General features: G+C 37.5%; 6 protein-coding genes and 2 rRNA genes. All 8 read right to left on the bottom strand.

Annotated features, from left to right (window positions below; genetic code table 4):
• Positions 1-10: 10 nt before the first annotated feature.
• The 8 genes from FG904_RS03160 to FG904_RS03125 all read right to left on the bottom strand — a co-directional run bounded on the left by FG904_RS03160 (position 11) and on the right by FG904_RS03125 (position 12,603).
• Positions 11-2,898, bottom strand: a 23S ribosomal RNA gene (locus tag FG904_RS03160).
• 295 nt (positions 2,899-3,193) lie between these two features.
• Positions 3,194-4,700, bottom strand: a 16S ribosomal RNA gene (locus FG904_RS03155).
• Together the 16S and 23S rRNA genes form the textbook arrangement of a ribosomal RNA operon.
• 198 nt (positions 4,701-4,898) lie before the next feature.
• Complete coding sequence (locus FG904_RS03150) at positions 4,899-5,729, bottom strand: TIGR00282 family metallophosphoesterase (protein WP_139592461.1); 831 nt, start codon at positions 5,727-5,729, stop codon at positions 4,899-4,901.
• A gap of 57 nt (positions 5,730-5,786) precedes the next feature.
• Positions 5,787-6,854, bottom strand: a complete 1,068-nt coding sequence (recA, locus tag FG904_RS03145; RefSeq protein ID WP_139592460.1) for a recombinase RecA — start codon at positions 6,852-6,854, stop codon at positions 5,787-5,789.
• 120 nt (positions 6,855-6,974) lie between these two features.
• Positions 6,975-9,065 carry an elongation factor G gene (gene fusA, locus FG904_RS03140; protein ID WP_139592459.1) on the bottom strand — a complete coding sequence of 697 codons (2,091 nt, stop codon included), beginning with the start codon at positions 9,063-9,065 and terminating at the stop codon, positions 6,975-6,977.
• A 12-nt stretch (positions 9,066-9,077) separates the two neighbouring features.
• Positions 9,078-9,548: a 30S ribosomal protein S7 gene (gene rpsG, locus FG904_RS03135; protein WP_139592458.1), complete on the bottom strand. Its 471-nt coding sequence runs from the start codon at positions 9,546-9,548 to the stop codon at positions 9,078-9,080.
• Positions 9,549-9,608: 60 nt separating this feature from the next.
• A complete protein-coding gene (rpsL, locus tag FG904_RS03130; RefSeq protein ID WP_139592457.1) occupies positions 9,609-10,019 on the bottom strand; it encodes a 30S ribosomal protein S12 in 411 nt (136 codons plus the stop codon).
• 163 nt (positions 10,020-10,182) lie between these two features.
• Positions 10,183-12,603, bottom strand: coding sequence for a bifunctional metallophosphatase/5'-nucleotidase (locus FG904_RS03125; RefSeq protein WP_158290334.1), 2,421 nt, complete (start codon positions 12,601-12,603; stop codon positions 10,183-10,185).
• Positions 12,604-12,777 lie beyond the last annotated feature (174 nt).

Here is a 12,777-nt window from a genome sequence, read left to right as displayed (position 1 = left end):
TACATTTTAAACCTTTAAACCTATCAATTTATTAGTAATGGTCAGCTGAATGTATTACTACACTTACACTTCCATCCTATCAACCTCGTAGTCTACAAGGAATTTCAAGGGAATACTTATCTTTGAGGAGGCTTCCCACTTAGATGCTTTCAGCGGTTATCCCTTCCGTACTTAGCTACCCAGCTATGCCTCTGGCGAGACAACTGGAACACCAGCGGTACGTCCACTCCGGTCCTCTCGTACTAAGAGCAGCTCTCATCAATATTCCAACGCCCACATCAGATAGGGACCGAACTGTCTCACGACGTTCTGAACCCAGCTCGCGTACCGCTTTAATTGGCGAACAGCCAAACCCTTGGAACCGACTCCAGCTCCAGGATGCGATGAGCCGACATCGAGGTGCCAAACCTTGCCGTCGATGTGATCTCTTGGGCAAGATAAGCCTGTTATCCCCAGGGTAACTTTTATCCGTTGAGCGACTGCCGTTCCATGACGTACAGCCGGATCACTAAGTCCTGCTTTCGCACCTGCTCGACTTGTAGGTCTCGCAGTCAAGCACACTTCTACCTTTGCGCTCTACATACGGTTTCTGACCGTATTGAGTGTACCTTTGAACGCCTCCGTTACTTTTTAGGAGGCGACCGCCCCAGTCAAACTACCCACCACGCACTGTCTCCCCACCGGATAACGGTGGCAGGTTAGAAACTCAACATACCAAGGGTGGTATTTCAAGGTCGACTCCTCTAAGGCTAGCGCCTTAGTCTCACAGTCTCCCACCTATCCTACACATGTTAGGCCAAGTTCCAATACGAAGTTGTAGTAAAGCTCCATGGGGTCTTTTCGTCTTGATGCGGGTACCCAGCGTTTTCACTGGGACCATAATTTCACCGAGTCCAATGTTGAGACAGTTGAGAGATCATTGCGCCTTTCGTGCAGGTCAGTATTTAGCCGACAAGGAATTTCGCTACCTTAGGACCGTTATAGTTACGGCCGCCGTTCACCCGGGCTTCACTTCAATGCTTCGTGTAAAACTAACACATCCGCTTAACCTTCGGGCACTGGGCAGGCTTCACCCCCTATACATCATCTTGCGATTTAGCAGAGAGCTGTGTTTTTGATAAACAGTTGCCCCTCACAATTTACTGTGGCCAACTTAAGTTGGCACCCCTTCTTGCGAACTTACGGGGTTAATTTGCAGAGTTCCTTAACATTGGTTTTCTCGCTCGCCTTAGAATACTCATCTTGGGAACGTGTGTCCGTTCTCGGTACAGGCACCTGAAATGTTAAAACGTTTAGAAGCTTTTCTAGGAAGCATGAAATCACACAATTCAGCAAAATGCTTATGCATCGTAGATTCCGGTTTTAGAGTCCGCATTTAACTAAACTCACCAGTCGCTACTTACCCCTAAATCCAATAATAGGTAGTGCTATCCTTCTCCGTTACTCCATCACTAATTTCAGGTGGTACAGGAATATTAACCTGTTGTCCATCGGATACGCTTTTCAGCCTCTCCTTAGGTCCTGACTAACCCTGGGTGGACGAACCTTCCCCAGGAAACCTTTCCCAATAGGCGTTGAGGATTCTCACCTCAAATCGTTACTCATACCGGCATTCTCACTTCTTAACGCTCCACCAGTCCTCACGGTCTGACTTCAATGCGATAAGAACGCTCCTCTAACGTACTAAATGTACCCGTGGCTTCGGTATTGTGTTTGACTCCCGTTACATTATTGGCGCAAGTTCTCTTGACTAGTGAGCTATTACGCACTCTTTAAAGGATGGCTGCTTCTAAGCCAACCTCCTAGTTGTTTATGAAAACTCACAACCTTTCTGACTTAACACAATTTTGGGACCTTAGCCGACGATCTGGGTTGTTGCCCTCGCGAGCCGGGACGTTAGCACCCCGGTTCCGACTGCATGATAATACACAATGATATTCGGAGTTTGATTATAGTCAGTACCGCTAGGCGCGGCCATTCCATATTCAGTGCTCTACCATCAAAGCTTAACATCACACGCTAGCCCTAAAGCTATTTCGAGGAGAACCAGCTATCTCCAAGTTCGATTGGAATTTCTCCGCTATTCACAAGTCATCCGGGCACTTTTTAGCGTACTACGGTTCGGCCCTCCACTTGGGGTTAACCAAGCTTCAGCCTGCTCATGAATAGATCACATGGTTTCGGGTATATGTCAACATACTAAGCGCCCTATTCAGACTCGATTTCTCTTCGGCTCCGCTTTTTCTCTGCTTAACCTTGCATGTTAACATAACTCGCCGGTCCATACTGCAAGATGTACGCCATCAGCCATTAACGGCCTCTGACTACTTGTAAGTAAGTGGTTTCAGATTCTATTTCACTCCCCTCCCGGGGTTCTTTTCACCTTTCCCTCACGGTACTAGTTCACTATCGGTGTCTGGTTAGTATTTAGCCTTACCGGATGGTCCCGGCAGATTCAGACAGGGTTTCACGTGCCCCGACCTACTCAGGATACTGTTTGAGTTTTTGCCATTTCGTATACGGGGGTTTCACCCTCTATGCCTAGCTTTTCCAAGCTATTCTACTATAGCAAAAATTTCTAACTCATTTATAACAGTCCTACAACCCCAATATAAAATATTGGTTTGGGCTCATTCACGTTCGCTCGCCGCTACTGATGAAATCATTTTTATTTTCTCTTCCTGTTGCTACTAAGATGTTTCAGTTCACAACGTGTCTCGCAAATGGAACTATGTATTCATTCCATAGCAACTAGTCATTACACTAGTTAGGTTTCCCCATTCGGAAATCCCCGCTTCGTAGCTTATATCCAGCTCCACGAGGCTTATCGCAGGTAATCACGTCCTTCATCGACTTCCAGACCCAAGGCATCCACCACAAACTCTTACTTATTTAAAAGTTTAATAACAATATTTACCTATCGTTTATTGATGTATTCAAAGACATTTTAATAAATTATTATCTAATTAGATAATTAACTCGGTTCAAAACAAATTGACTAATTTATTTTTGATGTCGTTGTTATATTAATATCTTTACTATTCAGTTTTCAAAGAACATATGAGAGAAATCCTCTCAAAACTAGATATATAACCATTGGACTATTAACAATGTACATGACTAATAATATTTAAAAATAGTCTTGAAATAGGTAATGTTGACAACTAAAGTTGTTGTCGTATGTACTCCGTAGAAAGGAGGTAATCCATCCCCACGTTCTCGTAGGGATACCTTGTTACGACTTCACCCCAGTCACCAGTCCTGCCTTAGGCAGTTGTTTCCGTAGTTAACAAAACCGACTTCGGGCATTACCAGCTCCCATGGTGTGACGGGCGGTGTGTACAAGACCCGAGAACGTATTCACCGTAGCGTAGCTGATCTACGATTACTAGCGATTCCGACTTCATGTAGTCGAGTTGCAGACTACAATCCGAACTGAGAATGGTTTTTTGAGATTTGCTCCACGTCGCCGTATTGCTTCTCTTTGTACCATCCATTGTAGCACGTGTGTTGCCCCACTCGTAAGAGGCATGATGATTTGACGTCGTCCCCACCTTCCTCCCGGTTACCCGGGCAGTCTCCCTAGAAGATTTAACTAAGAATAAGGGTTGCGCTCGTTGCAGGACTTAACCGAACATCTCACGACACGAGCTGACGACAACCATGCACCATCTGTCATTCTGTTGACCTCCACTATATCTCTATAGCTTTGCAGAAGATGTCAAGAGTGGGTAAGGTTCTACGCGTATCTTCAAATTAAACCACATGCTCCACCGCTTGTGCGGATCCCCGTCAATTCCTTTAAGTTTCACTCTTGCGAGCATACTACTCAGGCGGATGATTTAATGCGTTAGCTGCGCCGATAGTTCCTATCAGCTAATCATCATCGTTTACAGCGTGGACTACCAGGGTATCTAATCCTGTTTGCTCCCCACGCTTTCGTCTCTCAGTGTCAATATGTACCCAGTTAACTGCCTTCGCCATGTTGGTGTTCTTCCTTATATCTACGCATTTCACCGCTTCACAAGGAATTCCGTTAACCTCTATACAATTCTAGCGTGCCAGTATCCAACGCGATTTGGGGTTGAGCCCCAAGTTTTGACGCCAGACTTAACACACAACCTACAGACGCTTTACGCCCAATAATTCCGGATAACGCTTGCAACCTATGTATTACCGCGGCTGCTGGCACATAGTTAGCCGTTGCTTTCTGATTTAGTACTGTCAAGGCCTTGCCATTTCCTGCAAGGTTTTTTCATCCTAAATAACAGCAGTTTACAACCCGAAGGCCGTCTTCCTGCACGCTGTGTCGCTCCATCAGGCTTTCGCCCATTGTGGAAAATTCCCTACTGCTGCCTCCCGTAGGAGTCTGGGCCGTATCTCAGTCCCAGTGTGGCGGTTCGGTCTCTCAACCCCGCTAAACATCATAGCCTTGGTGGGCCGTTACCTCACCAACTAGCTAATGTTACGCACCCCGATCTTTTAGTGAAGCTTTGAGGCTTCTTTCATATACAAATCATGCGATTTGTATAAATATCCGGCATTAGCACTAATTTCTCAGTGTTATTCCAGTCTAAAAGGCACGTTAAGTACGTGTTACTCACCCATTCGCCGCTAAGTTCCGAAGAACTCCGCTCGACATGCATGTATTAGGCACACAGCCAGCGTTCATCCTGAGCCAGGATCAAACTCTCGAAAAAATTGACTGTCATGTATTTTGTTATATATCTAGTTTTAAAAGAACTTCTGTTTGCTTGTTAGCCTAATTATTATAGCATGAAAAATTCCAACCAAAAACTTTTTTTAATTTTTTTTGAATATTTTTTAGTTAAATAAAAAACTAACATCAAGTAAGCCTGTATATTATAACACACTTAAATGGGGTTAGTTTATATTTTTTAATTTTTATAATCTATATCTTCAATCTTAATTAGATCTATTTTGTTTTTTGTTTTATCTTTATGTAATTCTAGTACGACAGCATTAAACTGAGTTGGATTGGGGCTTACTTTAAATTTTGACATAGCTTCAAATCTCATCTTTTGATAAACTTCGTCATAATTAGCACCAATAGCACTATTCATAGGCCCAGTCATTCCAGCATCAGTAACATAAGCAGTATTATTTGGTAATAATCTTGCATCATTAGTTTGTACATGAGTGTGGGTTCCACAAACTGCATCAACTTTTCCATCAACATAGATTCCAAAAACATTTTTCTCACTTGTTGTTTCTCCGTGGAAATCTATAAAGTGAAAATCTGTTTGTTCCATGTTGTTTTCAATAACATCAAATGCATCAAAGAAATTCTCTGGTGATTTATTAGGTCATGGTTGAAGCAGTTCATTAAAAGCTATTCCCATTAAAGATGTTACTCTTAAACTAAAATCTTTAACTTTATATACTCTAGTACCAAAACCGGGCAGTTCAAGTGGTACATTAAATGGACGAATGACATCTTCTGTATCTATGAAGTTGTAAATATCTGCATTCGCATAAACATGATTTCCCATAGTGAATACATTGATCCCAACTTTTTTTAACCTATTGTAGTCTTGAAAATTTAACCCTTTTCTACCTGTTATGTTTTCTCCTTGCGCAATTGTAAAATCAATTGAATACTGTTTAATTAATTTGGGTAGGAGTTTTTCGACTGTTAGTATTCCTGGTTCACCAAAAATATCGCCAATAAATAGTAATTTAATAAATTGTTCATTTTTTGCTGTCATATTGTTAATATTTTACAATTTTTATTTAAAAATTACATATTAATATAAGAAATAGACTTAAAGAAGGGATAAGATTTGATTCATTAAATTATTGTTTTGAAGTAAATACTCTTTCATTTTCTTTTTACCTTGAGCCACATTAGACCCTTCATGACTGTATCAAGCACCTTTTTTATCTATAATGCCTTTTTCAGTGCCTAAGTCAATTAGTTCTCCTATTTTATCAATGCCTTTTGAATAAAATAATTCGCTTTGACCAGTTTTATATGGAGCAGCTAATTTGTTTTTAACAACTTTAAATTTTATTTCTGAGCCAACTATGTCTTTATTTTCTTCTATGGCCGGTCCTTTTCGAACTTCAATTCTTATACTTGAGTAAAATTTTAGCGCTCTTCCTCCGGGTGTGGTTTCTGGATTACCAAAAATAACACCCACTTTTTCTCGTAGTTGATTAATAAATATAATAGTTGTTTTGTTTTTATTTAAATGTCCAGTAATTTTTCTTAAAGCTTTAGACATTAAGCGCGCTTGTGCACCAATTTGTTGATCAGTCATTTCACCATTAAGCTCTGCTTCAGGTACTAAAGCTGCTACTGAATCTAGTACTATTAAATCTATTTTTCCTGTTTTAGATAAAATGTCAACAATATCTAAAGCTTGCTCACCAGAGTCTGGCTGAGATAAAATAAGTTTATCGACATCAACTCCAATATTTTGTGCATAAACCGGATCGATTGAATGTTCTGCATCAACAAACGCTGCTACTCCACCTTGTTTTTGTACTTCTGCAATTGTGTGAAGTGCAAGCGTGGTTTTACCACAACTTTCTGGTCCATAGATTTCAATAATTTTACCTTTAGGAAAACCTTTTATTCCTAAAGCTTTATCTAGCATATAACTTCCACTGTGAATAGTTTCTGTTTTAGCGTCTGGTATTTTATTTAGAAACATTATTGATTCAGATCCAAATCGTTTTTCTATTTCTTTAATAGCCTCTTTTATAGTATTTGAGTGTTTTTCTTTTTCTTCAATAATTTTGTCTACAACTTGAGATAAGTCAAGATTATCATTAATATTTTCAGGTTGTAAATCATTTATTTGGTTTGGATTTTTGTTTTTAGCCATTTTGTTCCTTTCATTAAATAAATAATTAAATTTAATTATTGAACTAAAAAAGTTTTTTGGCTAGTTTTTTCCGTTTCTTTAAAATAGAAAAAACTACTCAAAAGAGTAGTTTTTATATTATTAATCTTCGTCTTTATCTTGAATGTTTCTACGTTTGATGATTTCGTCTGCGATTGATTTAGGACATTTGTCATAGTGATCAAATTGCATTTGGTATGTTCCACGTCCTGATGTCATAGATCTTAACTCTGTTGAGTATCCGAACATTTCTGATAATGGAACTGCAGCTTTAACAATAACAGCGCCATCATTTCTTTGTTCTTGATCGTTAACTAATCCTCTACGACGTGATAAATCACCAATTACATCCCCGATGTGGTCAGAAGGAACAACAACTGAAACATCCATGATTGGTTCTAATAGCACTGTACCTAATTTATCTTTAGCTTTTGTTAAAGCTTTAGATGCAGCAATTTTGTAGGCCATTTCAGATGAATCGACATCGTGGTATGATCCATCAAATAATGTAGCTTTAATGTCAATCATTGGGTATCCAGCTAAAATACCAGCTGCCATTTTTTCTTCAAGACCTTTTTGAATTGATTTAATGTATTCTTTAGGAATTTTTCCACCAACAATTTTATCAACGAATTCAAATCCACCATCTGGGTTTGGTTCAAAGTTAATTCATACGTGTCCGTATTGCCCTTTACCACCAGATTGTTTAATGTGTTTTCCTTCAACTTCAGCAGCTTGTGTAATTGTTTCACGGTATGAAACTTGAGGAGCACCAACTTTAGCAACAACACCAAATTCACGTTTTAGACGGTCAACAATAATGTCAAGGTGTAATTCACCCATTCCAGCAATAATTGTTTGTCCTGTTTCTTCATCTGTGTATGTTCTAAATGTAGGGTCTTCAGCAGCTAATTTTTGAAGTCCTAATGATAATTTTTCTGTAGCAGCTTTTGATTCTGGTTCTAAAGCTTGTGAAATAACTGGTTCTGGGAAAACCATTTTTTCTAGAACGATTTTTGCTGATTTTTCATCGATTAATGTATCACCTGTTGTTGTATATTTTAATCCAACAGCAGCAGCAATATCACCTGCACGACATTCATCAATTTCTACACGGTTGTTAGCGTGCATTTGTAATACACGTCCAATACGTTCTTTTTGTTCTTTTGTTGAGTTATATACGTAGCTTCCTTTTTGTAAAACTCCACGGTAAACTCTGAAGAATGTTAATGAACCAACAAATGGGTCATTCATAACTTTGAATGCTAAAGCAGCAAAGTTTCCTTCGTCTGTAGCTTCAACTGAAACTTCTTTGTCTCCATCTAAAGCTTTAATAGCAGGAATATCAAGTGGTGAAGGTAAATAATCAATAATAGCATCGATCATTTTCTTAACACCTTTATTTTTAAATGATGTACCACAAACAACAGGGAAGAATTCTGAAGTTAAAGTAGCTTTTCTGATTGCTTCTTTAAATCTTTCTTCTGAAACTTCTCCACCTTCTAGTACAACCATCATTAATTCTTCGTCAAATGAAGCAACTGCTTCTAATAATTCTTGACGTTTGATTTCAACAACATCAACTAAGTCTGCTGGAATTTCTGTTGGGAATTCTTCTTCAGCAGCTTCACCATTATATGTAATTGCTTGTCTTGTTACAAGGTCAATGATTCCTTTGAAATCAGATTCTGCACCGATTGGTCATTGAATTGCAACAGCATTTCCACCTAAACGTTGTTTAACTGATGCAACTGATGCAGCAAAGTCTGCTCCAGCTTTATCCATTTTATTAACGTAAACAATACGTGGAACTTTATAGTTTGTTGCTTGTCTTCAAACTGTTTCTGTTTGAGGTTCAACTCCTGATTGAGCATCTAAAACAGCAACAGCACCATCTAATACACGTAATGAACGCTCAACTTCAACTGTGAAGTCAACGTGTCCTGGTGTATCGATAATGTTAATTCTTTTACCTTTTCAGAAAGCTGTTGTAGCAGCTGATGTAATTGTAATACCACGTTCTTGTTCTTGTGCCATTCAGTCCATTTGTGAAGCACCATCATGTGTTTCACCAATTTTGTGAATTTTACCTGTGTGGTATAGAATTCTTTCAGTAGTTGTTGTTTTTCCGGCATCGATGTGAGCCATAATACCGATATTTCTATAATCTTTTAATTCGTATTCTCTAGCCATATTCAGTACCTATTATCATCTAAAGTGAGCGAATGCACGGTTAGCTTCAGCCATTTTGTGTGTATCCTCACGTTTTTTGATTGCTCCACCTGTTTTGTTTGATGCGTCGATAATTTCATTAGCTAAACGAACATCCATTGTTTTTTCATTTCTTAATCTTGAGTATTGAACAAGTCATCTTAAAGCTAATGTTTGTTTTCTACGTGGAGAAACTTCTGTAGGAACTTGGTAGTTTGTTCCACCAATTCTTCTTGTTCTAATTTCAAGTTGAGGTGTAATATTTTCAACTGCTAATAAGAAAACTTCCATTGGATCTTTGTTTGTTTTATCAGCGATTAGTTTGAATGCTGAATATAAAATGTCTTGAGCGATAGATTTTTTACCATCAAGCATAATTTGGTTAATTAATTTTGTAACGATTACAGAATTAAAAACTGGATCAGCTAACACTTTACGGATAGGCGCGCTTTTCTTTCTTGACATAATGTCCTCCTTATATTATTTGAAGTATAAAATTATTAAATTGTATTATTGTAAATTAAATTATTTTGCTTTTTTAGCACCGTATAAACTACGACCTTGGTTACGTTTTGAAACACCAGCAGCATCTTGTGTTCCACGAACGATGTGGTATCTAACCCCTGGTAAGTCTTTAACACGTCCACCACGAATTAAAACAACTGAGTGTTCTTGTAAGTTGTGTCCTTCTCCTGGGATGTAAGCTGTAACTTCCATTCCGTTTGATAACTTAACACGAGCATATTTACGTAAAGCTGAGTTAGGTTTTTTAGGTGTCATTGTAGCAACACGAGTACATACACCACGTTTGAATGGAGAAGCCATTCTTTTAACTTTTTTAATTAATGAGTTGTAGCTAACACTTAACGCAGGAGCGTTTTGTTTTTTAATTTTTGAACTACGACCATTTGTAACTAATTGATTAGTTGTTGGCATATTATGCTTCCTTTCTTAAAATTTATTAAATTTAATGAACAATCAGTGCATGATTGTAAGTAGTAAAACTATTATACAACAACTTTGCCGTGTGTATCATATTTTTTTATTTTTTTCAGATACAAAAAACAGCACTATTAAAATGCTGTTTTGTAACAAGTTATTAAGATGCTGAACCTGTTGTAGTTCCGTTTGATGCTGTGGCTTCTGATGATGTTGTTGATGATGAGGCTTCACCGCTTTGTGCACCAGAAGTTGATGCTGCTGAGCTGGCGCTTGATTCAGATCCTGTTGATGATGTTGAACCACCGTTTGTAGCAGGAGTTGAAGTTGACCCATTAGTTGTTTCGCTGTTTCCGTTTGCTGGAGTTGTGCTTCCACCTTCTGTTCTAGTAGATTCTGTTGCTGATGCCGGTGTATGATTTACAGTAATATTTTTAATTGATTCTTCTTTACCATAATGCTCAATTGATAATTTACCAAATGCATTTGTTTCAGATGGAGTAAATCCTGATTTTGTAATTAATTTACCGTACTCAATTAATGTTTCCAATAAATCTTCACCTTCATAGAATAATGTTGCTTTATCAGGGTGTTTTTGATATGCTAACATTTCATATTGATCACCACCTGTTGTGATGTAATCATTTGTTGCAATGTAGTAGAATGATTCAGGATTTATAGCTTTATCATTAATTTTTATTGAGTCTTCTACAGCTGAGTAAACTTTTTTGTTTTTATCACCAATAGATGAAACAATATTTAATTTAACGTTGTGTGAGAATTGTGCAAAAGCACCTGATCCAACTCTTGAAGCACCGTGTTTAATGGCTTCAAGTAATACTGAACCTTTAACTTTAACAACTGATAATCTGTTTCCGAATGGAGAAACACCTAATAATTGCTCTCTTGTTAAATCACCTGATGGTAAGTCTGTTCTTAAACCACCACCATTGTATAAACCAATTAAGTTATCTTCAGTAAGTTGAACTTTTTCACCAGCTTGAATACTTTCTTGAGCTTTAACTGTTGTTCAAGCAATAGCATCTGCACCAAATAGTCCAAGGTTTGTTTGTTGTGCACGACCTTTTCATACTAGGTTTTCAGGTTGTCCTGTTGCTGCAGTATTAACACTTGTTGCATGAACAAAATTAATTGGTGAGTTGAATACAACAACTTTGTTGATTGAATCAAATTTTGCTTTTAAGTCATCAATTAATTTGTTAATTGTTGCATTTGTTGATGTTTTTGCACCTGCAACTTCAATTTGGTTAATATCTCTAAATTGTTGCTCAATACTTACAATTTCACCTGTTTTTGTATTAAACATAATGTCTAATTCACTTAGATATTTTGTATATGCTTCAGTTTGTGATAAGTAAGCGTTTTTGTTTTGAGCTTTTTCTTTATCAACTTTTGTATGTGAGTGACCATCTAAAACTAAATCAACGTCTGTTGCTTGATCTCTAAATGTTCTTGAATCTCATTTACTTTCTGGTCTACCAACCCCTAGGTGAGTAATCGCGATAACAAAGTTGTATCCATCAGCCTTTAGTTTCCCTGCCAATTCATTAGCAGCTGGAACTGGATCAATAAAGTTTACATTAACTGAGTTCATTGGGTGTGATGTGAATGATGTGTCTGGTGTTGTAATACCAATTACAGCAGCCTTAATACCACCTGGAAGCATGAACTCTAAGTATGGTTGGAACACAAAGTCACCTTCTTTAACTGGTGTTCCATCGTTGTGTCTTAAACCTTTAGCAACAGCTTTAGCGTTATATTTAACGTTAGCTGATAAAAATGGCATATCTTTGTTTTCTTTGATAATTGATAAGATGTTTTCTAACCCAAAGTCAAATTCATGGTTACCAATTGCAACTGAGTCATACCCAGCAGCATTAGCAACTTTAGCAATTGTGTGACCTTTGTCAGAGTCATTTAAAGGCAACCCTTGAATCATATCACCTGCTGATAAGTAGAAATCTCTTTCCACAGTTGACATAAATTGAGCTAATGATTGTAATCCTGAATAGTTGTTGTATTTACCATCATCGAATAACAATCTACCATGTTCGTCGTTTGTGTGGAACACTTTAATTAACTTAACATCTTGGTCTTTTTGTGTTTTTCTTAGACCTAAGTATTTCTTGTTAACTGCATCCCTTAAAGGAGTTAAAGCTGCAGATGATTCTGTAACTAAAGCTTCTCTTTGCTCTTTTAATTCAGTTAATTTTGTTTGATCTTTTTCTGATTGAATTTTTTTCTTTAAATCAGCAATTTTTTTAGCATATTCAGCAATTTTTGCATTATATGCAGTATATGCTGAGTTATATTCTTCAGCAGTAGCTGGTGTTGCAGCTTCAATTTTAGCTGCTAATTCTTCTACTTTTCTTTCCTGTGCAGACTTAACAGGAGTTGGAGTAGGAGTAGATTTATCGCCAGGGTTAGTTTCACCTCCTTCAACAGGTTTAACTATGGTTCTGGTCGTTGTGTCTTTACATGAAGCAGCTAGCAATGCACCTGCCGGTAAAATTGATGCAATTGCAACTGTTTTAAGTAAAAATAACTTCTTTAACTTCATAAATTTAATTAAATAACCTTTCAGATATATATAATTAAATTTTAAGTTAAAAAATGTCCATATTTGCCATTTTTTAAGCAAAATCAATCTTTTTCGATAAAAATTAAATAATTTCATATTTTATTCACGCAGTTTAGTTATTGTAAATTTTTTGTGCTAAAATTACCCCATTAA

This window comes from Mycoplasma nasistruthionis, from assembly GCF_006228185.1.
Lineage (GTDB): Bacteria > Bacillota_I > Bacilli_A > Mycoplasmatales > Metamycoplasmataceae > Mycoplasmopsis > Mycoplasmopsis nasistruthionis.
This window is presented reverse-complemented; position numbering and strand designations above follow the sequence as displayed.